The following is a 26,757-nucleotide window of genomic DNA, read 5'->3' on the forward strand; positions in this document are numbered from 1 at the left end:
CCATTCAGTGCGCCGTGGCAACCCATGAAACCCACATGCACGCGCTCGGCGGTGGACTTCAACCCCAGACCTTTGATGAGGCCGATATCCACACCGGGCGCGGCGAAGCCGCTACACGACACCGTCACAAGATGCGTGATGTCTTCAGGGTTTGTGCCCGCTTTCGCCAATGCTTCGCGCGCGGCCTTCAGAGCCAGAGGCAACGCGTCCTGCTCGTATCGCTCCATGCGGCATCGGATAGACGGACCATGCTGCATCGTGCCGTTGGGATTCGGAAAAAACGACTGCCGGTTAGGTGTTCCTTCGGGAGCATCCAGTACTACGGTGTGCCGCCGCTTAACGCCGGTCATCCGATAGAGCAGTTTGAGTTGGCGCGCTTGTTCATCGCTGCTGCAAAACGCTTCTTTGGCGTAGAGAACCGCTTCTTCCATACCGATGGAATGCTCTGGGAGTGCTGTTCCTTGTCCGAGAATGGCGAACTTCATGGTGATACAACTTCCTGTTGACACGCGACGTGCGTGTTGAGACGAGAAACGAACGGAGCCGCGACAAACGGCACCGCAGAAACGAGACTCAATGCCGTGCTCAACAGCTTGGGCCACCGCAGGCCTGCCGCAAGCATGCGGCACGTGTTCTGATCCGACGTCACAACTTTCCGATATTCACGTTCCCATTCCGCTTCAAGTCGCTGGTCATAGTGCTGTACGGCCCGAAGCACAATCTTCGAGAGTGCAACCGCCGAGCATATCCCCCACTTCATTCCTTCACCCGTGAACGGCTCGACGTATCCCGCGGCGTCTCCCAGTACAAACGCACGGTGCGCCGCCACCTTGGTGACACTTCGCGTCAACGCGGGCGTTCCTCGCCACGGTATATCGTAGATATCTGCAATCGGCGCGAACCCGGCATCGGCCAGGATAGAGGCCGACGCTTCCGCCAGTCCCCCTTGAGACTTCACAAATTCGGGATCACACGCCGAGGCAATCACCAGGCGTCCATCTTCGATGCGGCCTGAACCGACGTATCCGTTTTCTGAACATGCCATGTAGATAACGCCGGGCTTGTAGAATCCGGGAGCCCCCGAGGAAACAGCCCCTCCGCCAATTCGTGAGTCCTCTTTCGCTGTTGATTCAAACTCATCGGTCGCTCGAAGCAGCCGTCCTCCAAGGCCATCCGCAGCGAGAACCACTTTCGCCTTAACAGTAGCTTCACTTTCGGCGGTGCGAAGTTGGATGGTCCTGCAGTCGTCAAAGACCGCATCGAGCGTAGCTTGGGTTTTGGGAAGGAAGTGCGCGCCCGCGTCAATAGCCGATTGAATCAACTCCACATCGAAGCGTTCGCGGGAGAGCAGGTAGTATCCGGGTAATTGAACATCCGCGCTCTTGCCCTTCAGCGCGACATGGAATCTATCGGCGGGAACGGCGCCGTTCTCGGCAAGAAGCTGGCCGAGACCAATTTTATTCAGGATTTGCTGCGTGGGACGGCTAATGCAGCAACCGCAGACTTTCCAGCGGGGAAACGAGGCTTTGTCGACGAGAAGCACCTTCGCACCGCCCAGCGCGAGTTGCCGTGCGGCCACGGAGCCCGCGCAGCCCGCGCCGACGATGACAACATCCCAGAGTATCGACGAGGCATCTTCAAGAAGCAGCGTGAACAGAACTGCGCTCACTGCGGTCTCCATGTGAAAAGGAATCGACAGGGCCACGTCCGGCGAATGCTATAACCGGATATGCCCTCCGCATCCGCCAGCGATGCGAACTCCTTCGGCGTAAATGCAGCTAAGACAGACAACGGAGCGTCATTATGGACTACGAAAGATCGACTTAGGATTCGGCAAACCCAATATGCCATCAAATAACCGGAGCAACACCGATTAAGGTCGCTGATTATCACCTGGCGTTTGGCCGCTGCACACATGGACTTCAGAAGCCTTTGTGCAGCGGAGTCGGTCAGATGATGCATAAACAACGTGTTTATAATGACATCGTACCCCTCGGGAACGCCGTCTTCGACAATATCGCGGACAAAGAATGACGTGGATGCACCCGCCTTACGGGCCTGGGAGTGGGCATAGGCAACCGAGTCGACACTTAAGTCACATCCGTGTACTTCGACCGGAATACCGTCGCGTTGCGCGCAGAGGCTGAGGCCAATTGCCGTGTCACCTCCACCTGAAGCGATGTCCAGAACGCGCAAAGGTGTGCCAGGGTTACCTGCGGCGACTTCACGCACAACGCGCCACAGGGATCGCCGTGTGAGGCTCAGGGCGTTGATTCTTCGGAGACCTACGAGGGCGCGAATGCGCTCGGCATGATCGAGGCTTTGATCATCCAGAATTTCCGGCTCGAGGGAGCGGGTCCGCAAACGCGGAAGTGCGCCCCATGCGCGGTTCGAAACAGCACGCGTGCCTTCACTCATTACGCCTGCCAAAGCCTCGCAATTCACCAGGACAGTTTGAACGCGTCTACTAATACCTGCCAACGGCCGGATCGACAGAAGCGTATGCGTCAATCCCACCGGTAAGGTTCCTGACATGGGAAAAACCGCGGTCTCGCAGGAAATTGGCCGCCATGCTTGACCGCATCCCGTGGTGGCACATGACTACGATCTCGGCGTCACGCTTGGACTCCAACTCGGCGATACGGTTCTCAAGCGAATCCAGCGGGACATGGACCGCGCCCTCGATGCGAGCCTTGGCCAATTCATCGGCCCTGCGGACATCGAGAAGTACGAAATCGGCTTTCCGGTCAAGCAGTTCTTTCAGTTCACCGGGTGTACACGCCGGACTACCGTGCATAAACGACTTCACTGCCGAGAAGATATTCACGACGTAACGATTCCTATGTCAGACGGGCCGATACAGTTCAGCTCCACCGACACGAAACGTCTCGGCCATGTCATTCATTCCCTGGTCGCGCGCCGCATCTTCCCCTACCCCAAGCTTGGATGCATAGTCCCGAATCTGCTGCGTGATCTCCATCGAGCAGAACTTGGGGCCGCACATGCTGCAGAAATGGGCCATTTTTGCGCCTTGTGCGGGCAGTGTTTCATCGTGGAAACTCTGGGCTTTGTCCGGGTCAAGCGACAAGCTGAATTGGTCTTCCCATCTGAATTCGAACCGGGCCAGGCTCAAGGCGTTATCGCGGATTTGCGCGCCCGGATGCCCCTTCGCCAAGTCGGCGGCATGCGCAGCGACTTTGTAGGCCACCACACCTTCTCGCACGTCGTTCTTGTCGGGAAGCCCGAGATGTTCCTTTGGAGTCACGTAGCAGAGCAAAGCCGTTCCATACCAGCCGATCATCGCGGCTCCGATGGCCGATGTCAGGTGGTCGTAGCCGGGGGCAATGTCGGTGGTCAGCGGACCCAACGTGTAGAACGGGGCTTCACCACACCACTCCAACTGCTTTTGCATGTTTTCCTGAATCATGTGCATGGGGACGTGCCCGGGACCCTCGTTCATCACCTGGACATCGAAATCCCATGCACGCTTGGTCAACTCGCCTTGCGTCTTCAGTTCGGCGAACTGAGCCTCGTCGTTTGCATCCGCGATTGACCCGGGACGCAGCCCATCGCCAATCGAGAACGCGACGTCGTATGCGGCCATGATTTCGCAGATGTCATCCCAGTGCGAATAGAGGAAGTTCTCCTTGTGGTGCGCCAAACACCACTTCGCCATGATGGAACCGCCCCGGCTGACAATGCCCGTGACGCGCTTTTCCGTGAGATGGATGAACCGAAGAAGGACTCCGGCGTGAATCGTGAAATAGTCTACGCCCTGCTCCGCTTGCTCGATCAACGTGTCGCGGAAGATCTCCCACGAAAGCTCTTCAGGCCTCCCTCCCACTTTCTCCAGAGCCTGATAGATGGGCACCGTGCCAATCGGGACCGGTGAATTGCGCACGATCCATTCTCGCGTCTCGTGAATGTTCGCGCCCGTCGAGAGATCCATCACGGTATCCGAGCCCCACCGAATGGCCCAGACCAGCTTTTCGACTTCTTCTTCGATACTGCTCGATACCGCAGAATTCCCGATGTTTGCGTTGATCTTCACCAGGAAGTTGCGCCCAATGACCATCGGCTCCAACTCGGGATGGTTGATATTCGCGGGGATGATGGCGCGTCCACGAGCGACTTCATCGCGCACAAACTCCGGGGTGATCCGCCGCTGAAGATTGGCGCCCCAATCATGCCCGGGATGCTGTTTATGGAGTGCCTCAATGGTTTCTTCTAGACGCATGTTCTCGCGAATCGCGACGTATTCCATCTCCGGCGTAATCTCGCCGCGCCGCGCGTAATGCAATTGGGTGACGCGGCACCCTTCCTTGGCGCGCAATGGCGGCCGCGTGCGCTCGAATCGGACTCCCGCAAGCAAAGAGTCGTCTTCGCGTCCGCGCGCAAACGCAGACGTAAGGCCGTCCAGCTCGACAACGTCATTTCGCCCTTTGATCCACCCCAACCGGATAGGGCGGAGTCCCAACCGGACGTCGATGGGTTCGCACGGGTCCGTGTAGGGACCGGAGGTATCGTAAACGGTGATGGAAGGATTGGGCGTTTCTTTCCCGGCTCCGCGCTCTCGTGTGGGAGTCTGAGCGATTTCCCGCATGGGCACGCGGATAGAAGGATCGGACCCTTCCACATAGACTTTCTTGGAATTTGGGAACGGCTTCCGAGTGATCAGATCCGACTGGGATTGCTCAAAAACACGGGAAGCTATCGTGGTCACGGCCATTATTAGGTCTCCTCACCATGGCGATTCACCGGTAGGCTCGTTGGGTCACACGAAAATGGCCGTGTGGACACGTTTCGAAGCGTCACGCCGTTGTCGTCGGCGGCGAATCGCGGTGTTTGTCAGTGAATATCGCACAAGACAGCGCGTTGGTTCAGACTACCATCGCTTTCGAGGGAATGCAACGATGGGCTATTTGGAGAGCAGGTCGACGGCTCGATGGGCGGAAACCACACAGTCGTTGAGTCCGACGCCCCGGAAGGCATTGCCTGCAAATACCAGCCCCGGGCATTCCCGTTCAGCGGCCTCAACGGCGGCCAAGGACTCCCCGTGGTGGAGCAAGTACTGCGGAATCCCTCGAATATGGCGGAATATGCGCACGAATTCCGGGCTGCCGTGAACATCCAGTAGCGGATGAATCTCTCGGTCTAGCAGCGCCAGGAGTTCGGAATCGCTCCATTTCACCGGCGCGGGATTGGCGTATCCGCCCACCATCGTCCGTAATAGCACCATGCCATTCGGGGCCTGATGGGGAAAGATTGACGAAGTCCAAAGGCAACCCAGAACCTGTTTGCCCTGACTGGGAGGAACGAGGAACCCGAAACCATCCAGCGAATGGCCGACCTGTTCGCGTCGATACGCCGTACACAAGACAGCAATGTCCGCGTAGGCAATGCGCGCAAGTTCCTTGGCCGCAGCCGGGACAAGATTCTGCACGGCCTTCGCCGCCTCGTACGCGGGAATAGCCATGACTACCTTCTCGGCTTCCACGCAATCGTCGCGATCCGTGCGTATGCGAAAGACGCCGTTGTCGCGCGTCAACGACGACACACGGGCTTCAGCAACGATCTGTGCCCGCATCGACTGAGCCGCATACTCCGGCAGGCGTCCGATCCCCTGTTGGAATGTCGTAAGCACCCCGCCGGGTCCCATGGGACTTGCCCCGGAAGACTGACGCCGTTTCGCCATCAGGGCTTTGAACAGAGTCCCGAATTCCCTTTCCATTGCAGCCATCCGCGGGAAGCAGTGTGCGAGGGAAAGTTGCTTCGCGTCTCCACCAAACACTCCGAGGACCATGGCGCTGACGAGCGTGTCGGCCGCCTCTGCGCCGATACGCCGCGCCGCGAAATTCCAGATTGTCTCGGGCTCGTCGGATGTTCTCTGCTTGATGAACGGCTCGCAGAACAACCGTGCACGCCCAGCCGGAGATAACAGTGACGAAACAAGGAACCTTGGCGGACCTACAATTTCGACCAGCTTCCCGTTCTTGAAGATGAATCGTCGCGCAGCGGCCTCGTTTGCGGCAATCAGCTCATGCGTGAGGCCCAGGTCATCGATCCAATCGAGGGTCAACGGCTCGCGATTCAGGAATCCGTTCGGTCCCCAATCGCAAAGCAGACCATTGATGTTCTCTGTGCGGGTGGTGCCTCCGATGTAATCGGATGCTTCGAGGAGGCGCACATTCTCCGCCCCCAATGTCTTGGAGAGGAAATGTGCAGTGCAGAGACCCGTCACTCCTCCCCCGAGGACGGCTACGCGAGTTTCAAGTCTCATTGCCTTCTATCCTGCGCGAGTACTTCAAGAGTCATAACTACACCGTACGCGAAAATTGAGTCGTGACTTTCGGAAGATACGCGTCAAACACCATCGCAATGTTGCGGATGAACACCTGCCCCAGCGGCAATACACGCAACGCCCCGCTTTCGCGACTGATAAAACCTTCGTCCAATGTCGATTTCAGCGTCTCATCCTCGGCGGCGAAGTAGACGCTATACTCGACACCGAAGAGTGATTCCAGCTCAGCGAAATCGAGATAAAAGTTGCACATCAGTTGTTTGATGACATACTTGCGAATCACGTCGTCTTGCGTAAGCGCGATACCGCATGCAGTAGGGAACTTCCCTGCGTCGATGGCTTGATAGTATCGCGACAACTTCTTCTCGTTTTGCGCAAAACACCCGCCGATCTCGCCGATCGCCGAGGTGCCGAATCCAAGCATCTCCGGCGCGGGCACGACGGTATATCCCATGAAATTGCGGTGAAGTCTTCGCTCTCTCATCGCGATCGCAAGTTCATCGTGGGGCTTCGCGAAATGATCCATGCCAATTGCGCTGTATCCAGCTTCAAGGAACAACCGGCGCGCTGCCGAAAATAGCTCCAGCTTCAAGGTTGCTTTTGGCAATTTGTCCACGTCGATGTGACGCTGATTTCGCAAGCGATCGGGCAGATAGGCATAACTGTACACGGCGATCCGATCGGGGCCAATCTCAATGACCTTGCGAATCGTCTCTTCCCAGTTCGGCAATTCCTGGCCGGGCAGTCCGTAGATCAAATCGAAGTTAATCCCTCCGAATCCCGCTTCTCTGCACCAGGCGAAGAGTTGACGCGTCTGTTCTTCCGTCTGATTGCGATGAATCTCGCACTGCACGTTCGGGTCCAAATCCTGGACCCCCATGCTTACGCGATTGAATCCCATCGAACGCAAAAGGGCAATCTGCTCCTGCGACGTTACGCGCGGGTCCATTTCAAGGGCCAACTCGGCGTTGGGGTCGATCGCGAAGGTTCCGCCGATGGCGTTGAAGAGCCGTTGCATCTGCGAAAGATCGAGATAAGTGGGAGTGCCTCCGCCCCAATGCACCTGAAGCACACGTTTGCGCCGGCCCAAGGCCTTCGCGACCGCTTCCATCTCGCGGATGACGTAATCGAGATAGGCGTCCGCCAGACCTTCTTTGCGGCCGATGATGACGTTGCAGCCGCAGAATGCGCAACGCTCATGGCAGAAAGGAATGTGGACGTACACGGACAGAGGGTCGTCTTCGTGCCCGGCGGCGCGCGTGAGGGCCTTTCTGTATTCGGAATCTCCGAAATCCTCCTTCCAAACCGGAGCCGTCGGGTAGCTTGTGTAGCGCGGCCCGGGACGGTCATACCGTTGGAGAAGTTCGGGGGTAACGTGTATATCGCTACATTTGGAGTCGCTCATGTCTTAGTCGTTCTCTCTGAAAAGTCACACACGAATTCATCGAGCACAGGAAACTTGCACGAGTCTGGCCAGGACTTCCCTTTTAGCATGCGAACCAGCACTCACCTCCAGAACACTCTAAACCATCCCCCGCTTCCCGGACAAACAAGCCAGTCGCTTCACATCTGGTACACTATGGATGGCTGAATGGTCTAAACATGGGAGTCGTTGACTGATGCGATACAGAGTGGCCGCATTTGGCCCGCTGATTTTTGCAGTGGGCCTAATTGCCGGGGTTGCCATTTCATCCGTTTGGCATGCCAGAGACTCGCATGCTTCCCTTCCCGTGACCGATGCCCCTCCAGGGTTGCCATCGCCGTCCGTGGCCGCCAACCCACCGGCCGGCCTACCTACCGCTCAGTCGTCCTCCGGGAATTCCGCCCCGTCGACCGGTTTCCAAATGCGTTTCGTTCAGGGAGACATTTCGAACTACCGTGTCGATGCAGCAATTCGAGGCAAAGGCTTTGACGCCGGCGAATTCAGCGGAGTTGAAACGCAATTTGTGAGCGATTTCTCCGTGCTCACCAAAGAAGTCGCCGCTGACAAATCTGCCGATATGCGCATATCGTTCGACAGTGCTCAGCTTACAGGCTCCTTCATGGATGTCCCCTTTGAAATGGGATATACGCCTGAGCGTTCGTACATGTTCTATGGGAACACGTCGTACGATACGGCAAAAACGCCTGCGCAGCCGGGTAACAGCCAGTTTGCCTATTTCTCTACGCCGATTGCGGTACGCGTGGCGTCCAACGGAAGTGTTCAGAAGATCGAAGGACCTGAAGGAATGGCATCGATGCTCTCCGCCGTGCCGAGCCTTTCATTTGTCGAGTATCCCGCCGACACAATCGAACAGGGCAAAGCGTGGGAATCTCGATTCGCACTGCCGATTCCGGGCTTTGGAGGCGCCGTGCAGGCCCGCGTCACGAACACGTTCTTGGGGTATCAGGAACTTGAGGGCCACACTTGCGGTGTCATACAACAGACCTACGCGACGGACGACACCGTGGGCGATGCTCCGCTCGTCAATACTGAAGAAGGTGTAAGCATCGGCATGCCCACCTTCGATCTCAATGGCCAGGGACTGGTTTATTTCGATGTAAACAATGGAAAGCTTGTGCACTCCACCCTCAATCTCCAATTGACCATGGGATTGTCGAAAATGCTTGGCGGACTCGCCGATGTGCTTTCAACCATCACGCAGGACTATGCGAATCAAGGCGAAGCAGAATCGGAACAACCGGCCAATCTTCTTGATTTGATGCTCACCATTGAAGGGGCGATAACGCTCATCGACCCATCCGCTTCGGCCGCGCCACGGTAGGACTTCTTGACGCCCCCATTCACGGCGACTTAGCCGCTGAAATGCCGAGTGGAGTATGTTATCCTTCGAATTGTGGACTTGGAGTGAAGGCATTGCATAGGGAGAGACTATGATACGAGTTGGTCTTGTTTCTGTCACGTTTCGCACACTCTCGCCTGCCGATATTGTTCGCGTGGCGGCTCAGGCCGAATTGGCAGGTATCGAGTGGGCTGGAGACACGCACGTCCCGGAAGGAGACATCAAAACGGCCAAAGAAGTTGGAGACATGACACGCGCCGCGAATCTGCAAGTCGTCTCTTACGGTTCTTACTATAGGGTAGGGTGCAGCACAACAAACCCCGTATCGTTCGATAAGGTATTGGATACCGCCGAAGCCTTGGGCGCTCCGAATGTGCGCGTTTTTGCGGGCAACATGGCATCGCGCAACGCGCGGGACCACGTGTGGAACAGCCTATTCTCCGATGCGCAGCGGTGCGCCGATCTTGCCAAGGCCAGAAATATGACGCTCGCATTTGAGTTTCAGGCAAACACCATGAACGATACAACGGAATCGTCGGCCACGCTTCACGAGAAGATTGCGCGCGACAACGTGTATTCCTATTGGCAACCGGATGGCCGCTTGTTGCCGGCCGACAGGCTATCGGGGCTGAAGCACATGCGTGATTGGCTGCTGCATTTGCATGTCTTTCATTGGCTTGATGGCCGCCGCTGGCCCCTCGAAGAAGGCGAGTATGACTGGGAGCGCTATATCACCACTGTCGCGTCGACCAAACGCAATCACATGGCGCTTATGGAGTTTGTTCAGGACGATCTTCCCGCGAACCTGATTCGCGATGTGAATTTCTTGAAGGGGATCATCAATAAACTGCCGAATTGAGGGCACAACCGAGCGCGACTCTCGAACATAGACGCTGGTTCGCCAAGTATCAACGGAATTGCGACGCCCACCGCTCCATGCGCTGATCCTCATGCTTCATTCGCCATCGGATCAAGTGACCGCAGTATTCCAGTTCAGCATGCGCGTATTCCGGCAACCCGGCCACGTTTACCAGCTCGCTGGGGTCATTCTCCAAATCGAATAGAAGCGGAGGCATCTCATCCAGCCCGAACTGCACATACTTGAACCGTTCGTTGCGAACGACCCACATTAGGCAGGCGTCTTCTTCGCCGTCTCGAAGGCGTGGCATTCGACCGCGAAAATCAAACTCGAAGTGAACGCGAGGTTTCAATTGAGCGCCGTCTTCCGCGCGTACCACGCCGAGAAGACTCTTTCCCTGGAAGCGGTCGGGAACAGGAATCCCGAGGTAATCCAGTATCGTCGGCGCGACGTCGATTGACTCACAAAATCCGTCGAGCACGCGCCCGCGCATCGAGTCGGCCTGCTGCGACGGGTCACGTACGATCAATGGCACGCGCATCGCCCCATCGTAGAAATGGCCCTTGTCCAACAAATAGTGGTCGCCGAGGTATTCGCCGTGGTCCGACATAAAGACGACCAGCGTGTTTTCCCATTGGCCGGTCGCGCGAAGTGTATCCAACACCTTGCCAACACAGGCATCGACTTCCGAGATCATTCCGTAGTAGCAGGCCATCGTCTCACGCAGTTCGCTCTCTTCCTCCAAGGCCGGACACGCGTGAATGAGCTTGAGGTAGGGGTGCGTTGAGGCCAGTTCGTCTGGGCACCGCGCAGGGGACGGCATTGTGCCGGGGTCATACATTGCGTGATACGGTTCAGGGCAGATCCTGGGCGGATGCGGCTTGATAAAGTTAAGGCTGAGAAACCAGCCTTCTCCCGCCCGCTGTCGAATGTAGTCTGTCGCTCTCCCCGCGAGAAAAGATGTCTCGCTGTCTTCCGCGCGGTAGTGCGCCGGAAAACGCAGCGGCAGATGCGGACCCGGCCCGTCCGGAGGGACATTGTAAGTCGAGCAGATTTCGGGGCCACACCACTCCTCCGGATACCCCTTTGCGCGAAGGTAGTCGAAGTACTCTGGCGAGTGGTATTCATGCTGAAGGCCCGTTTCGAAACCGGGCAAGAAGTTCTCGTAGTTCAGGCTCGTTCGCCGCGCATCGCCTTCGGGTAGAATGCGTGGATCAACCGCGTAGTCATTGTATCCGAGAATAGCGGTCTGATATCCCGCGTCCTTGATATGCATCACGACGTTCTCGTGCGCATCGGCCAACGGCGTGTAGTTGTTCACCGACCGCGTCGAGCACAAGTAACGGCTTGTGTAGATGCACATGCGGCTCGGCCCGCACGGAGCAGTCTGCGCAAAGCACTTGCGAAACAAGGTCCCTTCGCGCGCCAACGCGTCTAAGTTCGGCGTGCGAATGACGGTGTTCCCCGCGGCCCCCAGACAGTCCCAGCGGAATTGGTCGGCAATGATCAAGAGAGTGTTACGACGAGTATTCATGGTTAGAGAATATCAGACCAGTCCACCGAAGACTCAAGAGAGACATTATTATGTGCCGTCTATTCGACACCTCCCCAAAGAAGGCAGGCAAGATGCCTGCCACACAATGTGCAGATCAGCGCCGCGCTCGGCTGCGATTCGGGAGTGTCTTTGGAGAGTTAGCTGATGATTTTCTCCTCTGAGGGGATCACGCTTGCTCAAGAGTACGCCGTGCAATCTCCTTGAAGATCCCGGACGAGTAAATTCACGCCCGACGTGGAAGCCGGGCTATAGAATTGGCAGCCGAGGGCGGCTGCCCCACATTGGCGATGGAGCACGCATCAGCGTTGCGCTGCCTACCAAGACACCCGGCTGTCGTCAGGCGTATCGACGGATACTCGACGCTAGTGGGCAAGCGCCATTCACTCCGAATCGCACAGGGCCTGCATGAAGATTGCAGTATGCACTCGTGTCAAATTCCGGCCACAAATCCGCGAGAGTATCAGTAGTATGCTGTTATAGGTTATTGACAATTTACGCTTGAATCGCGACAATATTGAGGGGAGTGTTTTCGTACTTTGCAGTAGGCGGGGGCGGCAAGTTTATAGGTATTGCTCGGAGTAGGAGTGCATTACGATGGGAACAAAGGGCAGTGAGACTGGATTCGGCGAAACCGTAAACCGGTTGCTTGGTTGGCATACTGGGCCTCAACACACGAGGCGCAATTATTCCCCGGTCCAGATCCTACTCACTGTAGCGTGTTTCGGGCTCTATGCCGGGCTGACTCACGCTACAGAAGGCGACTACCTCTGGACTTGGCAGGAAGGGACCTCAGTCGGCTGGACAGGCAGCTATTTGACGGCGGATTCTGACGGGAATGTCTATGCTGCGGGAAGTTTCTTCGCAGAGGAAGCCACTGTGTGCAAGCTGGACAGTTTCGGCAGTCTGATCTGGTCCAAGCATTTTGAAGGCAGTGGTTATTGCCAGATCAACGCCATTGCAGTCGAGTCGAGCGGGAACGTCTATGTTACAGGGAAGTTCTCCGAGACTTGGGACTTCGATCCGAGTTCCGGGACGGCCAACCTGACGGCAGCTGGCGAGGGAGATATTTTTGTATCGAAGCTGGACAGTTCGGGTAACTTTGTTTGGGCGAAGAGCACAGGCGGGGACATGCCCGATGAGGCCAATGCCATGGTGGTGGATTCCAGCGGGAACGCCTACATCGCGGGCACCTTCTTCAATACAGTAGACTTTGACCCGGGGCCCGGCACAGCGTACTTGGCGGGAGTAGCTTATGAAGGGTTTGTGTTGAAGTTGGACAGTTCCGGTGGCTTCGTATGGGTCAGACACTTAGACGGCAACACTTCCTTGGTACCCCACGGCATCGTGGTGGATTCCAGTCGGAACGTCTACACCGTGGGCGAATTTAACGGAATAGCAGACTTCGATCCGGGTCCGGGCACCTTCAGCATCTCGGCAACCGGCCTTGCGGACACCTTTGTATCCAAGCTGGATAGTTCGGGCAATTTCGTCTGGGCCAAGAGCATGGGCGGCTCGTGGTTGACCTTCGGCCGTTCCGTGGCGGTGGATGAGAACAGAAACGTCTGTATTGCAGGGTTCTTTCAGGATACCGCCGACTTCGATCCGGGTCCGGGCACGTTTAATATGACGGCGCAAGGCTTTACGAATATCTATGTTGCCAAGCTGAACCTCATGGGCGACTTTGTATGGGCCAGGCAATTTGTCGGGGCCAACCAATCGGAAGGCAGCTCCGTTACCGTGGATTCTAGCGGAAGCGTCTATACCACGGGCTACTTTCGCGGGACCGTCGATTTCGATCCGGGTCTAGGCGCGTATAATCTGACGGCGACTGGCCACGCGAACGTCTTCCTGTCCAAGCTTACTAGTTCCGGAAGTTTTGGCTGGGCTAAGCAGTTTGGCGGAAGCGGCACCTCCACAGGTGCCTATGCGCATTATTCTGCCGCCCTCAATTTGGACGGATACATTTACACAACGGGCGTCTTTAATGGAACGGTCGACTTCGATCCGGGTCCCGGCACGGCGAACCTGACAGCGGAAGGCGGCGAAGCGGTATTCGTAACCAAACTGGCTGGACCTCCGCCCGCCGTCGATTTAATTCAGTTTGAGAGCGCCGCGGGTTCTACGGCGACGTTTACGGTTACCTTTGACCAGTGTGTGAGTGGCGTGGACATTTCGAGCTTCGCGCTTAGCACCACCGGGGCAGTCTCAGGAGCATCGGTATTAACCGTCGATGGTTCCTGTGATACGTATACCGTTACCGTTGATGCAGGCACGGGTGCCGGAACCATTCGCCTCGACTTGTTAGACGACGATTCGATATCGGCCATAGAGGGGGCAGGCCCCTTGGGTGGAGTCGGCGCGGGGAACGGTTCCACCACATCCGGACAAGTATTCGACACCGAAACTGGTGAACTGGTGGCCCCCCTGCAGGCGTGGCCGATTGCAGTTGTCCTGATGGCAGTTGGCGCGTTTGCGTTGTACCGTGGTCGCAGAAGACTAGGTCGCCCATGCTAGGAAGCCGAGAGGGCGTCTGGCAAGCCTGATAGCGCGAGGGGAGTCCGGCGAATCCACACGAGCCATGGGATAGCAATCCCCTGCGCTTGATATGGGCGTGCGCGATTCCCCAGTCCCGGCGGAATTTGCCGGCAATGATCAGAAGCGTGTGAGCAAACGCCCCCCGTGCGTGTTCCTGGTGGACCGCAAATTGCAGAGACTAAAACGATGAGCGACTGTCTTGGGGGAACAGTCTGTATGGGAATCAGAATGCCGACTGGGCACGCAATGCCTCTTTAGTGCGAACTTCCTGTAAGCGGTGCACCGCAAAAGCTGCAAAAAGCACCCAGGTCCTTCAGTTTCGCACCGCACTTTGAACATGTCATTGCGGTTACAAAAAGTGGAGAGCTGAAGTCGAACCCAATCAGACGCACGCTCGATTCAGTCTTCAGAAATGTCAATTTCACAATGGCGGTCCCGTTAGTGAATTCACACTCATACGTAGCAACTGTTGTTCGACTCCCAAGAGTCGAGGCAACAAATGCTCCCCGTCTGGTGTGAGCCGTACAATTCCCGAGAACATCGTGCGCATTCTTCAAGAGTGTTACGATCTGATCCTTCCTAGTTTCTTTCTTTAGAAAACTAGAGGCCTGCTCGTAGATCTCAGCGTACTCTTGCTTGTTATAGCGGTCAAAAAAGTCATCTGCCAAAGGCTCGACCGCCCGACCGCCCAAGTATAAGAATGCCCCGCATCCGCCCACGATAGTCGCAATCAGCAACACGAAGCCAACACACCCGAATGTGGCGATAACGAGCGTACTTTGCGCGGTTTCGTCCCTCTTGATTCGCGGCACCCCCACGTCGACGCGTTGACTTGCGTTATCCATGAGATGAGTATAGGCCAAGAATACTACAGCCGATCAAATCCGCACCGCTCTTGGGTAGCCGTCGCCGATACTGGCTTTAGGCGCGTTCGATTCCCACACGCCGGGGATGTCGTTTCCACAGCGGGGGCATTCGCGTCCTCGCATCTTGTTCTCAAGGACCAGAAAACCGTGCCGGCGGATGAGCAGCTCATCGCAGGAAGGGCAGTAGGTGTTTTCTCGGTCCCCGACCATTCCGGGGAGGTTTCCTGGATAGACGAAATGTAGTCCCGCTTCTTTGCCTGCGTGATAGGCGCGTTCCAGCTCACGCACAGTGGTCCGCGGCGGTTCGGTCATCTTGTAGTCGGGATGAAAGGCCGTGACGTGCCACGGGATATCCGGCGAGACTCCAGCGAGAAACTTGGCCATGCTTTTCAGTTCTTCGTCGTTGTCGTTAAACCCCGGAACGATGAGCGTCACAACTTCCACCCAGAAGTCCATGGACTTCAGCCTTTCGATGGTATCGCAGACATTCTTAAGAACGCCGCCAAGCTTGCGGTAGTTCTTGTCGTTGAACCCCTTCAAGTCGACCTTGTAGAGGCTGACAAAGGGTTGAAGGTACGACAAGACCTCGGGTGTTGCGTTCCCATTGCTCACGTACCCGCAGACCATGCCTTCTGCCCGGGCTTCCTCGAACACGCTTACCGCCCATTCGGACGTGATGAGCGGTTCGTTGTACGTGCTGACCACAACAGGGGTGCAGTATCGCTTTCCCAGCGTCGCCAATTCCTCGGCTTCACACACTTTTGGCAGTGCCACGGCTGCGTCGTCGCGGAGTGCCTGACTGGTGACCCAGTTCTGGCAGTATCCGCAATGGAAATCGCATCCCAGCATCCCAAATGAAAGGGCGTCACGTCCTGGGTAGGCATGGAAGAAGGGCTTTTTCTCGATGGGGTCTATCTGCAAGCCCGCGACGTAGCCGCCCGGCACCCGCAGCTTGCCGCGTTCGTTAAAGCGGACCCGGCAGATACCCGCTTTCCCTTCTTTGATTAGACAACGATGTCCGCACGCGACGCACCGGATTGCTCCGTCAGCCTCATGGAGGGCCAGTTCTGGCGCGGCTCCCATCGTCTTGCCGCTTAGTAGATCTTTCAGTCCGACTTGAACCGACATGACCACCTCCAGCCCCGGCATGCCATGACAGATGCCCGCTCCGGTGACTATGCGTCGCCGTTGCCTGGCGCGGGGTCTAGCAATGAGCGCTTATTCTCCACAGACTTGTATTCATCCGCCGAGGCCAACGGCTCCTTCTTCATCGTGATGGTGGGCCATTCCTTGGAAAAACGGGCATTGAGGTCAACGTATTCGCGCCATTTCTCCGGCAACGATTCCTCGGGGTAAATCGCGTTCACGGGGCACTGATCCACGCACGCTCCGCAATCGATGCATTCGTCAGGGTCAATAACTAGACAATTGGCCCCTTCGTGGAAGCACATGACCGGACAAATGGCGACGCAATCCACGTACTTACACCGAATACAAGGCTCCGCGACGATATACGCCATTGCCTTCTCTCCCCTCTATTGTAGCACTCCAAGTCCCCCGACTCTCGGCCTACGGAATCTCGACTTTAACGTCTTCTCCGTCAATGACCACCTTGTATCGGCACACGCCGTCATGGTCGCTGCCATCCTGGTACGTTACATCGAAACTCCACCCATGCCACGGGCAAGTCACCTCGGTACCTTCGATCCACCCGTCAGACAGCGGCCCGCCCGCGTGAGGGCACATATCGCTGATGGCGTAAATCGTTCCCCCCGCATTGAATAGCGCAATGCGATCATTGCCGTGCTTGACGCAGATCCCCTCGCCCTCCGGAATGTCCTTTTTCTCCGCAACCTTGATAAGTTCACTCACGATTCGTACTCCGCTCTTAGTTCTGCCTGATTCTATGTCACGAAAACTGGGGTCCGTCGGGCGCAAAGTCTACGCTTGGGGTGGGCTGGCGTCAAGACTTCGCGCACCGGAAACAAAACTGGTTTGCCCTGTGTTAACTCTCCGAACAACAACCGGGACAAACAAAAAGTATCCCGAAAAGAACGGACCGTGAAGGAGGGCCAAAATGCCGTATTCGTTGCCACCGCTTCCCTACGCGTTTGACGCGCTTGAGCCTCATATCGATGCAAAGACCATGGAGATTCACCATGGAAAGCATCACCAAACGTACATTACCAATGTCAACACGGCGCTTGAAGGCACCGGTCTCGACAGCAAATCGGTTGAGGATTTGTTGAAGAGTATTGCCAACGTCCCTGAAGCCAAGCGCCAGGTGGTGATCAACAACGGTGGTGGGCACGCGAATCACACGCTGTTCTGGCAGATCATGGGCCCGAACGCGGGTGGCGAGCCTAAGGGAAAGATTGGCGATGCCATCAAGTCTGACTTGGGTGGCTTCGATGCGTTCAAGGATGCGTTCACGAAGGCGGGTCTCACGCGTTTTGGCAGCGGTTGGGCCTGGTTGGCCGTGGGTGATGGCGGCAAGCTGCAGGTATTGAGCACCGCGAATCAGGATAGCCCGCTTCTCCAGGGGCTTACTCCAGTTCTCGGTATGGACGTGTGGGAACACGCGTATTACCTGAAGTACCAGAACCGCCGCGCCGACTACATCTCCGCGTTCTACGAGGTGATCAATTGGTCGAAAGTCGATGAGATTTACGTAGCCGCAACCAAGTAGCTTCTCGAGGAATCCCCCTCTTCCTCCTCCCCTTGGCCGGACTATCCCCTCGATAGTCCGGCCGCGCCCTTTTTGGTCAGCATTGTTCGTTGGCGCGGAATGCTCGCGTGGATGTTCTACTTGTTTTCGGAAGTGCCTTCAGACGCTTTATTACCCACCTCTCGCTCGTATTCCAGGGCGTGGTGTTCCTTGAAGTCTTCTTCCGTGATCTTTCCGGTAATCCACGACCAGTTCATTGGATAGGTGACCGGATCGAGAATCATGTAATAGAAGTGCCAGATGACGATCGTTCCAACGGCAAGCCACGCTTCGTAGAAGTGAATCAAAGCAATGATGTCGAGGACGATCTTCGGGAAATGCTTGAGGAAATCGTTGGCAAACCACATCGCGAGGCCGGTTACTCCCATGAGCACCGATCCCCACATCATTCCCCAGTACTCCATCTTCTCGCTGTAACTGTAGCGGTCGTACTTGGGACCGTGCGGGGCAAGGCCAAGGGTGAACTTCATATTGGCAATCACATCCTTGACGTCCTTGAACTTGGGCAACATCGCCCAAAGCTCTCTTCTTCCGTACGGACGCAGCAGCGTATGCAGAGCATGGACGATGATGAGCCCGATCAGGACGGCGCCGGCGACGCGGTGAACCAGTCCTCGCGTCTCGAGACTCGCGTCTCCGAAGAACCACATCTTCAACCACCAGACATCGGGATAGCGGAGGGCGAATCCGGAAATAGCCAGCGCCACAAACGATACCGTCAGAATGAAGTGACCGACCGTTTGTCCCGTTGAGAACCGTCGATAGGTGCCGACGCCGCTGATTTCCTTTCGGAACTTGATGAAGACATGTCGAAGCATCAGCAGGGAATTGTGTATGACCATTCCGCCGAGAAGCAGTGCAATTGCCCAAAGGTATACCAACCGGACGATTCCCAGGGCCTTTTGTCCCGGGTCCGTGGGCATGATATGAACGGGGCCTTCCGCGAAGTTGGGTCCGGCATTCTCGTGGCACTTTCCGCAGGTTTGCGGCAAGTTCGCTTTGTTGGTCGACGACGTGGGATCGCTGGCAGGAAGGATGTTGTGCGCGCCGTGGCAACTGGCGCAGCTTGCCACCACCTTCGATCCGGCGGCACTGGCCATACCGTGGTAACTGTCCATGTAACTGGCTTGACGCCAGACCGTGATGCCGTATCGCTCCATCTTCTTTTCGTCGTCATGGCAACTCGGGCAAGTGCTGCGCGAGACCTCTTGCTGGCTGACTGCTGACCCTTCCGCTTCAGGGCCTTGGTTGTCATGTTCGCCGTGACAATCCACACAGGTCGGCGCATCCTTGATGCCAGCCTGAAGGGCCTTACCATGAATGCTCGCATCGAATTCCGCGGTCTCTTTGACGTGGCATTTACCGCAGGTCTTCGGAATGTTCATGCGCGCAATCGGAGAAGTGGAATCTTGAGAGGTCTTCAGATCGTGCGTGCCGTGGCATTCCACGCAGGTGGCCGCGTGCTTGCCGCTCGCCAAAGCGCGCGCATGCGCGCTCTTCATGTAGGAGTCGGAAGGTTGCATCACCGACACCATGTGCTTCTTCATCTTTTCCCGGTCGGAATGACACACACCACATGTCTCGACCAGCCGTGACGGATGCGTCCGAGACAGCGGGTCCGTAGAGGGGCGCATATCGTGAACGCCATGACAGTCCTTACAGCTTGCCGCATCGTGGTCGCCATTCCGCAAAGCCACTGCATGAAGGCTACCCTGGTATTGCTCCATCTCTTCGGTGTGACACTCGCCACAGTTCACATCCGCCAGCTCGGGATTATGCGGCGTCTCCGTGGCGTCGGTATGGCACATGACACAGTCCAGGCCGCCATGAGTCAACTGTGAGAAGGCTTCCTTATCGATGTACAGCGAACGGGCGGAGCCATCGGGATTCGTCGCGGATAAACTCGGATCGCCGTGACACACGTAGCAATCAACAGGTTCGGAGTCCGACGCTGGAGTCTCTTCCGGCGCGGGCGCGGGCGCTTCAAGCGCGGGCGCTTCCGGAGCTGCTTCTCCGGCAGGCGCGACGCCGGCAGGCTGAGACGAAGTCTCGGCGGTGGTCTGCGCAAACACGATGCCGCCCTCGCCCTTCTCTCCGAGTAACAGCCCGCCTCCGAGGGTCAGACAACACAGGCCCGCCAGTAGAGAGACTCGAATCAGTGTAACGCGCTTACGGCCATTCTTGAGATTCACGGCTATCCATACCTTCAATCAACGGAGACCCAATCACTTGTACCCAATCAGCATCGACCAGATAATCAGCAGCACCAGGCCGAAGCCAACAACCAATGCCAACGTACCGAAAATGGCCGCCCAGAATCGGAACTCTTTGGGAGCCTGATGACGAAGCCGCTTGTCCAGTTCGCCGCTCTCCCTAAGCTCCTCGTAGTAGCGCGGACGCTCTTCTTTCAGTTCTTCTTCTGGCACAAGCCCGGTGAACATCGCCATGTCCATCGGGAACTTCTCCGGTCTGAAGTGCGTGTTGAAGAAGTGAATGGTGAAGATGAATCCAACAGCTAGAAGCGCCTCGTCACTGTGGATAATTGTCGCAACATTGATTAACCATCCCGGCAATACGCGCGTGAACGCTTCGGGGAACCACAGGAATAAGCCGGTCGATCCAATTATCGCTACGCCCCAGAAAACAGCGAAGTAGTCGAACTTCTCCCAGTAGGTCCACTCGCCATACTGCGGGCGGGGCCCCTTTCCACGGAACCATTTGACCGTCGCCACAAACTCCCTGAAATCGCGCAGAGTCGGGAGCAACGTACCCGTGCCCAGTAGAATCTGCTTCCAACTGGAGCCCGTCTCTCTCTTGCGGTGCGCAATGTAGCCAAGGTGGGCAATGAACACGACGACCATGATCACAGCGCACACACGATGAATGATCCCGCATGCGGCAAATCCGCCGAGCGCCCACGACAACCATTGCGCCCACGGCATGTACGAGAACTTGAGCGCCATCCCCGTGAGGGCCAGCCCAAAGAAGCTCAGGATGAGCACAAAGTGCATCTGACGGACGACCGGCACAAAGCGGACCACCATCTTCGCCTCTTCACCGCCGGCCGCCGCGATATGATCGCGCGCACGCCGCATCTCACGCCAGGAACGCGGCAGCCACATGAGCGTGTGCAAGCCAAAGAATCCGAACGTTCCTACCAGCAAGGCGGTCATTCCCCAGAATGCATAGAAGAGCGCCGGATACTTCTCCGGGTCGTGATGGGTCGCGTGGGTCAAATAGCCCGCGAAGCGTCTGTTCGCGCCCGGATGGCACTTTGCGCACGTCTGCACGATGTTCTCACGGCTGAGATGGGACTCCGGATTCTCCGGAGGCAGCGTATCGTGCGCGCCGTGACAGTCGTAGCACTTCGCCGCCACCGCGGAACCCAGCTTCGATACTTTGCCATGGTACGTGTCGAAATAGGTCTTGCTGACGTCTTCATGACACTTGCCGCAGGTAGTTAGAATGTCGAACTTGAACTTCTCCTCGCTTGTACGGGAAATGCTGTGCGCCGTATGGCAACTGCTGCACACGGGAAGATTGTCGGAGTTGCTGACCAAAGACGAGTGGATACTCTTTCGGAACTGTTGTTCTATTCCGTCGTGGCACTGGCCACAGGTATTGGCAATGTTGTTCTTGTTTACCGTGGAACGGGAATCTGATGGCGGAAGGGGGCTGTGAGCCGTGTGGCAACTCGTACACGTGGCCGTGTTGATCAAACCGCTCTTGGACAATCCCTCGCCGTGCACGCTTTCCGTGTAGTGTGCGACGATGCCCGCAAATTCCGGCCCGAGCCTGCGCGCTGCAGCCTCGCCCTCGCGATGGCACTTCCCGCAGAGGGTAGGTACGTTGCGCGCAAAAGTGGGCGATTCGGAATCCTTCTTCGATTTTGTTGCGTGCCCGCTATGACAATCCAGGCAATCCGGCGCTTCAGGATCGCCCTTTGCCAGAAGTTGTCCGTGAATACTCTCTTTGTGCTGATTTACCTGGTCCGCATGGCAGACAGCGCAGTCCACTTTCGCAATCACCGTCGCGCAGGGGCGCTCGGCGTGACGCGGGTCCGCTCCCGTATGGCACTGGGCGCACCGCGTGTCCTTGTGCGTGGAGTGGGTTAGGTCGTCAACGTTGACCGCCGCCAATGTGCCGCCTGCCTTCTTCTCGAGCGGCTTCTCGTGACAGATCATGCAATCGCGGTCGCTCACGCCTTCTTCGTAGTACACCCTTCGAGCTTTGTGCGGCTGATGGCAATCGATACAGACCGGAACCACATCCGGCTGTTCTTCCCAAAGCTTACCGTCGATAACCTTCCTGTGAACCTGCTCAATCAGCGCGTGGCACTTGGTGCAAACACCCGAGACGTTCTTGCGGTTAATGCTCGACTCAGGGTCTGTGTGGGGAAGCACATTGTGGGCCGTATGACAACTCGTGCAGACTGCGGTGACTTTCAGCCCCTGCCCGAAAAGACCCTGCGCGTGCATGCTTTCGTCATAGTTGGTGAGAATGTCATGCTGCGAGATGTTGCGGCTTTTCGCGACTGGGGCGTTCTCCGCGTGACAGTTGCCGCACATCTCCGGAATGTGTATGGGATTGGTTCGCGACTTAGGATCGTCCAGCGCACGGATATCGTGGGTCCCGTGGCAATCGCTGCACTGAGGCGCAAGCGGATCGTTTTTCGCGACGGACTGCCCGTGGAGGCTCTTTGCGTACAGCGCCGCCTCGTCGCCATGACAGGAACCGCAATCAACAGGTTTGAGTCCGGGTTCGTGCGGTAGTTCGGCAATGTCCGTGTGGCACGCAATGCATCCGATGGGACCGTGGATGGTGTTCGTGTAGAGCTCTTGATCGATGTACAGAGAGATCGTCTTGCCGTCATCTGTGGTCTTGGTGAGCGAGTTGTCGCCGTGGCACATGAAGCACTGCTCGTCTTCCAGTTGTGCGCCCGCCCAAGGAACCACAAACCAGACCATGCAAGCAAGCAGAACTAGCCTTGCAGCGTCGCGCACTCGAAAGAACATCTTCACGCCCCTTTTGAATACAGCTCTGCCACGGTAACCCGCAGTTCTTACGGCGACTTTCCCCGCCAGCAAGAATTGCCCAGATGCAAAACCATGGGGTCATGCCATGAGGATTTCTTGCGAACACACGCTGCTTACGGAGGACTGCCTCGTCTCTAGCAGCAGATCTCACACACGTACTACTTACGAGATTTGTTCGTGTGTGTTCGTGAGAAATCCGGACTAACCACCATCCGGTGATTCCCCTTGACCAGTACAGCTCGGCTTGCGGAATCAGACGCGGTAGTATGGCATCTCCGGGAAGGCGCTGTCGAGCAAAAAATACGACTACATGCTTTTATTGTCATTCGCGTTTTGTTGGTTTTTTAATTAAACAAAAACAAAATTGAATCACCCGAGAAACAGAAAAGGGCGAGAATTCACTTGGACTGGATTCTGACCGAATCGACTTCAATTCTGCCCAAAAGGCGAAGCAATCCGTCCAGAATAGTGAGCGGATGTGGAGGGCAACCGGGGATGTACAAATCGATCGGCAGCAAGCCTTCTACGCCATTGTGCTGCTGACTGTGCCCAGCATAAGGCCCACCCGAAATAGCACATGCTCCGACCACGATGACCAGCTTGGGCGCGGGGACTGCCTCGTAGGTCTTCTCAAGGGCCAACCGCATGTTCTCTGAAACGCAGCCGGTAACCAAGATACCGTCTGCGTGACGCGGCGAAGCCACCATCTGAATGCCGAACCGTCCGATATCCCATCCGATTGTGCTCAAAACGTTCACGTCCGCTTCGCACGCGTTACACCCGCCCGCGCTGACTTGCCGCAATCGCAACGAACGTCCAAACAGTCGCTTCAGTTTTGCATCAAGCGCTCGGGCGAGTCTGAGTTCATCCTGCGCTCCAACGAAGAGGTCCTCGCGCGTACGCGTGGACAAGCGATAGTCTTGGAGATGCGTGATCGCGTGTTGGGGACACGCTTCTGAGCAATCTGCACAAAACAGGCACTTTCCCAAATCAACCTGGGGAAGACGTTCGGCAGTCAGCGCTTCGGTTGGGCAAGCTTCAATGCACGCGCGGCACCCTTCCACGCACTTCGACGCATCGATCACGGGACGGCCCCTGAATCGATCGGGCATCGCAGGCGGTTCTCCGTCGGGATACGTTATGGTGCGATGGCCTTGTTTCAGCCTGGCGAGTAACGGTTTCAGCATGCGTCTATCCTTGCATACTCACAGGTCGAACCCGCAGTACGAGAGATTGAAGCTCTTGTTGCAGAGCGGAAAATCCGAGATCGGCTGGTTGCGTAATGCCATCGATAGTCCCGTCCAATTGTGAAAGGATGGGTCCGTAACCTTGTATGAGGAAAACTTCCCGTTGCTGCCGGTTATTGCCACATGACAAATCTCGCCTCGCCAACCTTCTATCAGTGAGGCAGCAATGCTGTCAGCGGCCAGTTCGCGTCGGCTCGACAGACTATCCGAGGCGGGCAGCGAGTTGAGACGCTCTCGAATGAACACAATTGAGCGCTGTATCTCCAACCATCGGACGTACGCGCGCGAATTCACGTCGCCGTGGTGGGCCGTTGCCAGCGGAATGTTTGTGAATTGGTATACCCCGGTCGGGTGCGTGGACCGGATATCCACCTCCACACCACACGCCCGCGCCGCAGGACCGACAAGGCCCAAATCCACGCAGGCCGTCCGGCTGACCATGCCCGTCTGCTCAAATCGCCCCTGGACGGTGGCGCTCTCCCAAAGGAGGTTGACGGCAATCTGCAAATCGCGCTCGGCAGTTTCCAGACGCTTCTTCAATTCGGTTGCACGCTCGGGCTCCAGCATAAAACGCACGCCACCGGGAACGACCAAGGAACGTCCGAATCGGTTGCCGCAAAGCAATGCGGTCATGTTCAGGAGATCGCCTCGAATCCTGCCGCAGAACGATTGTGTGGGAAGAAAACCTACGTCTCCCGCCAACGCGCCCAAGTCTCCCGTATGATTTGCCAGACGCTCCAGTTCAAGCGCGATTGCGCGCACCACCTGCGCGTGCGCAGACACATGAACTCGCGACAGGGCCTCGACATTCTGACTATATGCCCACGCGTGCCCAACGGTCGTGTCTCCCGCGAGTGTCTCCATCACATGAATCGTTCGATTGTGCGGGCCGTCAACCAACGCGTCTTCCACACCTCGGTGCTGATATCCCAACGAAATTTCGAGGTGGAAGACTTCTTCTCCGTGGCACTGGAAACGGAAGTGGCCGGGTTCAATGACACCGGCGTGAACCGGCCCCACGGCTACCTCATGCACTTCATCGCCATCGACTTTGAAGAAGTCCATCTCGCCAATTCGGGCATTTCGTTGGTCGGCTTTGTCAGGAAAACGGACCGGTTTCAGCCACGGATGACCTTCAGGAGCGACACCGGTTTGTTCCGCGATTTCTCTTTCAAAAAGATGGACTTGAGGGCAACTTGGCGTCAGCGATGCATAACGCTCACCTTCGAGTGCGCCAATCCCGATCAAAACGCTACCGTCCGAATCGTCCGTGAGCACGGCTACCAATTCCGGCTTGCCGCTTTCGGTTGGCCGCCGGACAAACAATGACGAAACCCTGCAACGAGCTTTCACGGCATCGATTAAGGCAACCCGAAACTGATCAATCGGCCTGCGCGGTACATCTATCAGCGCAAGCGCCTCGCCGTTCCACGTCTTCGCAAATGCAGACGAAGTCATGGCATCACCTGAACATAGTCAACGGCTTGATAAAGAATCGTGCGCAGCGTCTCGGGCAGGTGAACTCCAAGCACCAAGACAAACGTGAGCAAGACTACGATCGGTACAACTGTCCCCGCGTTGTCTCTGTAGTCTCGCTTGGAGGGAGAATCGTCAGCGCCGCCCATGACAACGGCAACTACCGTCTTCCCCATGCCTGCGAATACGAGGAACAGGAGCAGCAGGTACGCGGCGGCGATGCCGTATCGGTATTGTGTCATCGCTGCCTGCAAAATGGTTATCACGCTCACAAAGGGACCAAACGGAGGCGAACCGGCAACAGCAAAGAACCCGACCAGAAACAAACCTCCCGACAAAGGAACGCGCGACATGGCGCCCCGGACATCGGCGGAGGACTTGCTATCGTAGGCGCGGTGGATGTTTCCGGAAGACAGGAACATCACACCTTTTGCGAGCGCGTTATTCAGCATGTGCAGCAACGCGCCGAAGAGTCCCAAGCCACCCAGCCCGGCTCCAATCGCCAAAATTCCCATCTGCTCAACACTCGAATAGGCGAGCATGCGCTTGAAGTCTCGTTGACGGGCAAGAAATGCTGCGGCAAGGGCCATCGAAGACACGCCCAGTATGATCCACGCGCGACTGACCATCGCTGCCTGTCCGGCCGCGACCAGAATCATGGAAACTCTAAGAATGGCGACGAACGCGCAACTCGTCAGTCCGCCCGCGAGCATGGCCCCCACAAGCCCTGGCGCTTCCCCATAGGCATCCGGCTTCCACGTGTGCATGGGCGCCAATCCCATTTTTGTTCCGTACCCTACGAGCAGCGTGAGAAATGCAGCGCGCAACCACGGCGCCGAGAAATTGTGAGCCGAGCGCACCAAATCCGACAGCACCAATTTTGGGGCGTCTCCCGCGGTCAGAGTCGAATACGCAAGGAAATATAGTCCAAGTAGTGCCAACGCGATTCCCACCGAACAGACGATCAGGTACTTCCACGTTGCTTCGATCGCTTTCGGCGTATATCGAAAATGAATCAATGGGGCCGCGGCCAGGGTGGTTGCTTCCACGGCGACCCACAGCACCCCCAAATGCTGCGCATACGCAACAAGCGACATCATCGCCACGAGTATGAGCAAACAGGCGACAAAGTTCCGGTTGGAGCGCTCGTTGCGAAACCGGAGGTATCCGGGCGCGTAGAATGAGCAGCACAGGAACAGTCCGCTCACCGAAAGTAGGAGTATCTTGCCGAGCGGGTCCAACATCATCCATTCATCACCTACCGGAGCGTACTCCTGCGCAACGGCATTCACCGTCGCGCCGGCATGCACTACACCCACGAACGGTAGCACGTAAGGACGCAGCCGGTTGGATGGCACCGCATACGCCATG

General features: G+C 56.8%; 20 protein-coding genes. 4 read left to right on the plus strand and 16 right to left on the minus strand.

The window, feature by feature from the left end; genetic code table 11:
* The 7 genes from K1Y02_10355 to hemN form a co-directional block, all read right to left on the minus strand.
* On the minus strand, nucleotides 1–485 hold a 485-nt coding region (locus K1Y02_10355; protein MBX7256753.1), incomplete at its 3' end, for a type III polyketide synthase.
* Nucleotides 482–1,669, minus strand: a complete 1,188-nt coding sequence (locus tag K1Y02_10360) for an NAD(P)/FAD-dependent oxidoreductase (GenBank protein ID MBX7256754.1) — start codon at nucleotides 1,667–1,669, stop codon at nucleotides 482–484. The genes K1Y02_10360 and K1Y02_10355, both read right to left, overlap by 4 nt.
* Nucleotides 1,666–2,418 (minus strand): methyltransferase domain-containing protein, encoded by a 753-nt coding sequence (locus K1Y02_10365; GenBank protein MBX7256755.1) that lies wholly within the window; start codon nucleotides 2,416–2,418, stop codon nucleotides 1,666–1,668. The genes K1Y02_10360 and K1Y02_10365 overlap by 4 nt, the downstream gene beginning before the upstream one ends.
* A 49-nt stretch (nucleotides 2,419–2,467) precedes the next feature.
* Complete coding sequence (locus tag K1Y02_10370; GenBank protein ID MBX7256756.1) at nucleotides 2,468–2,797, minus strand: rhodanese-like domain-containing protein; 330 nt, start codon at nucleotides 2,795–2,797, stop codon at nucleotides 2,468–2,470.
* Nucleotides 2,798–2,845: 48 nt separating this feature from the next.
* Nucleotides 2,846–4,729, minus strand: coding sequence for a phosphomethylpyrimidine synthase ThiC (gene thiC / locus K1Y02_10375; protein ID MBX7256757.1), 1,884 nt, complete (start codon nucleotides 4,727–4,729; stop codon nucleotides 2,846–2,848).
* A gap of 189 nt (nucleotides 4,730–4,918) precedes the next feature.
* On the minus strand, nucleotides 4,919–6,280 hold the full coding sequence (gene hemG / locus K1Y02_10380) for a protoporphyrinogen oxidase (protein ID MBX7256758.1): 1,362 nt from the start codon (nucleotides 6,278–6,280) through the stop codon (nucleotides 4,919–4,921).
* A gap of 37 nt (nucleotides 6,281–6,317) precedes the next feature.
* Nucleotides 6,318–7,706: an oxygen-independent coproporphyrinogen III oxidase gene (gene hemN, locus K1Y02_10385; GenBank protein ID MBX7256759.1), complete on the minus strand. Its 1,389-nt coding sequence runs from the start codon at nucleotides 7,704–7,706 to the stop codon at nucleotides 6,318–6,320.
* Nucleotides 7,707–7,920: 214 nt separating this feature from the next.
* Here hemN and K1Y02_10390 point away from each other — a divergent pair, with 214 nt between their 5' ends.
* A complete protein-coding gene (locus K1Y02_10390; GenBank protein MBX7256760.1) occupies nucleotides 7,921–9,066 on the plus strand; it encodes a hypothetical protein in 1,146 nt (381 codons plus the stop codon).
* A gap of 109 nt (nucleotides 9,067–9,175) precedes the next feature.
* Entirely contained in the window at nucleotides 9,176–9,943 is a 768-nt protein-coding gene (locus tag K1Y02_10395) for a sugar phosphate isomerase/epimerase (GenBank protein MBX7256761.1), read from the plus strand.
* Between the two features lie 49 nt (nucleotides 9,944–9,992).
* Here the strand turns inward: K1Y02_10395 and K1Y02_10400 are convergent, their stop codons facing one another.
* Nucleotides 9,993–11,477: a sulfatase-like hydrolase/transferase gene (locus K1Y02_10400; protein ID MBX7256762.1), complete on the minus strand. Its 1,485-nt coding sequence runs from the start codon at nucleotides 11,475–11,477 to the stop codon at nucleotides 9,993–9,995.
* 615 nt (nucleotides 11,478–12,092) lie between these two features.
* Here K1Y02_10400 and K1Y02_10405 point away from each other — a divergent pair.
* Nucleotides 12,093–14,012 carry an SBBP repeat-containing protein gene (locus K1Y02_10405; protein ID MBX7256763.1) on the plus strand — a complete coding sequence of 640 codons (1,920 nt, stop codon included), beginning with the start codon at nucleotides 12,093–12,095 and terminating at the stop codon, nucleotides 14,010–14,012.
* An 899-nt stretch (nucleotides 14,013–14,911) separates the two neighbouring features.
* Here K1Y02_10405 and amrS read toward each other — a convergent pair.
* The 3 genes from amrS to K1Y02_10420 form a co-directional block, all read right to left on the minus strand.
* Complete coding sequence (gene amrS, locus K1Y02_10410) at nucleotides 14,912–15,982, minus strand: AmmeMemoRadiSam system radical SAM enzyme (protein ID MBX7256764.1); 1,071 nt, start codon at nucleotides 15,980–15,982, stop codon at nucleotides 14,912–14,914.
* Between the two features lie 92 nt (nucleotides 15,983–16,074).
* Nucleotides 16,075–16,419, minus strand: a complete 345-nt coding sequence (locus tag K1Y02_10415) for a ferredoxin family protein (protein ID MBX7256765.1) — start codon at nucleotides 16,417–16,419, stop codon at nucleotides 16,075–16,077.
* A gap of 49 nt (nucleotides 16,420–16,468) precedes the next feature.
* Nucleotides 16,469–16,771, minus strand: a complete 303-nt coding sequence (locus K1Y02_10420; GenBank protein ID MBX7256766.1) for a Rieske (2Fe-2S) protein — start codon at nucleotides 16,769–16,771, stop codon at nucleotides 16,469–16,471.
* 205 nt (nucleotides 16,772–16,976) lie between these two features.
* On the opposite strand from K1Y02_10420, the gene K1Y02_10425 reads away from it, so the two are divergent.
* Nucleotides 16,977–17,588, plus strand: coding sequence for a superoxide dismutase (locus tag K1Y02_10425; GenBank protein ID MBX7256767.1), 612 nt, complete (start codon nucleotides 16,977–16,979; stop codon nucleotides 17,586–17,588).
* 116 nt (nucleotides 17,589–17,704) lie between these two features.
* Here K1Y02_10425 and K1Y02_10430 read toward each other — a convergent pair whose 3' ends face one another.
* From K1Y02_10430 to K1Y02_10450, 5 genes are all read right to left on the minus strand, one after another.
* A complete protein-coding gene (locus K1Y02_10430; protein MBX7256768.1) occupies nucleotides 17,705–19,819 on the minus strand; it encodes a cytochrome b/b6 domain-containing protein in 2,115 nt (704 codons plus the stop codon).
* Between the two features lie 33 nt (nucleotides 19,820–19,852).
* Nucleotides 19,853–22,642: a cytochrome c3 family protein gene (locus K1Y02_10435; protein MBX7256769.1), complete on the minus strand. Its 2,790-nt coding sequence runs from the start codon at nucleotides 22,640–22,642 to the stop codon at nucleotides 19,853–19,855.
* Between the two features lie 419 nt (nucleotides 22,643–23,061).
* Entirely contained in the window at nucleotides 23,062–23,850 is a 789-nt protein-coding gene (locus K1Y02_10440; protein ID MBX7256770.1) for a 4Fe-4S binding protein, read from the minus strand.
* A gap of 18 nt (nucleotides 23,851–23,868) precedes the next feature.
* Complete coding sequence (locus K1Y02_10445; GenBank protein MBX7256771.1) at nucleotides 23,869–25,368, minus strand: NADH-quinone oxidoreductase subunit C; 1,500 nt, start codon at nucleotides 25,366–25,368, stop codon at nucleotides 23,869–23,871.
* The gene (locus tag K1Y02_10450; GenBank protein ID MBX7256772.1) at nucleotides 25,365–26,756 is read right to left on the minus strand and encodes a hydrogenase; all 1,392 of its coding nucleotides are present in this window, start codon (nucleotides 26,754–26,756) and stop codon (nucleotides 25,365–25,367) included. Before K1Y02_10450 ends, K1Y02_10445 begins: the two co-directional genes overlap by 4 nt.
* Nucleotide 26,757: the final 1 nt, after the last annotated feature.

This window comes from Candidatus Hydrogenedentota bacterium, assembly GCA_019695095.1.
Taxonomy (GTDB): domain Bacteria; phylum Hydrogenedentota; class Hydrogenedentia; order Hydrogenedentales; family SLHB01; genus JAIBAQ01.

Coding starts and splice junctions, on each gene's coding strand:
- K1Y02_10365 (MBX7256755.1), bottom strand. CDS start 2,418: ATGAGTGAAGGCACGCGTGCTGTTTCGAACCGCGCATGGGGCGCACTT.
- K1Y02_10370 (MBX7256756.1), bottom strand. CDS start 2,797: ATGCACGGTAGTCCGGCGTGTACACCCGGTGAACTGAAAGAACTGCTT.
- thiC (MBX7256757.1), bottom strand. CDS start 4,729: ATGGCCGTGACCACGATAGCTTCCCGTGTTTTTGAGCAATCCCAGTCG.
- hemG (MBX7256758.1), bottom strand. CDS start 6,280: ATGAGACTTGAAACTCGCGTAGCCGTCCTCGGGGGAGGAGTGACGGGT.
- hemN (MBX7256759.1), bottom strand. CDS start 7,706: ATGAGCGACTCCAAATGTAGCGATATACACGTTACCCCCGAACTTCTC.
- K1Y02_10390 (MBX7256760.1), top strand. CDS start 7,921: ATGCGATACAGAGTGGCCGCATTTGGCCCGCTGATTTTTGCAGTGGGC.
- K1Y02_10395 (MBX7256761.1), top strand. CDS start 9,176: ATGATACGAGTTGGTCTTGTTTCTGTCACGTTTCGCACACTCTCGCCT.
- K1Y02_10400 (MBX7256762.1), bottom strand. CDS start 11,477: ATGAATACTCGTCGTAACACTCTCTTGATCATTGCCGACCAATTCCGC.
- K1Y02_10405 (MBX7256763.1), top strand. CDS start 12,093: ATGGGAACAAAGGGCAGTGAGACTGGATTCGGCGAAACCGTAAACCGG.
- amrS (MBX7256764.1), bottom strand. CDS start 15,982: ATGGGAGCCGCGCCAGAACTGGCCCTCCATGAGGCTGACGGAGCAATC.
- K1Y02_10415 (MBX7256765.1), bottom strand. CDS start 16,419: ATGGCGTATATCGTCGCGGAGCCTTGTATTCGGTGTAAGTACGTGGAT.
- K1Y02_10425 (MBX7256767.1), top strand. CDS start 16,977: ATGCCGTATTCGTTGCCACCGCTTCCCTACGCGTTTGACGCGCTTGAG.
- K1Y02_10435 (MBX7256769.1), bottom strand. CDS start 22,642: ATGTTCTTTCGAGTGCGCGACGCTGCAAGGCTAGTTCTGCTTGCTTGC.
- K1Y02_10440 (MBX7256770.1), bottom strand. CDS start 23,850: ATGCTGAAACCGTTACTCGCCAGGCTGAAACAAGGCCATCGCACCATA.
- K1Y02_10445 (MBX7256771.1), bottom strand. CDS start 25,368: ATGACTTCGTCTGCATTTGCGAAGACGTGGAACGGCGAGGCGCTTGCG.
- K1Y02_10450 (MBX7256772.1), bottom strand. CDS start 26,756: ATGGCGTATGCGGTGCCATCCAACCGGCTGCGTCCTTACGTGCTACCG.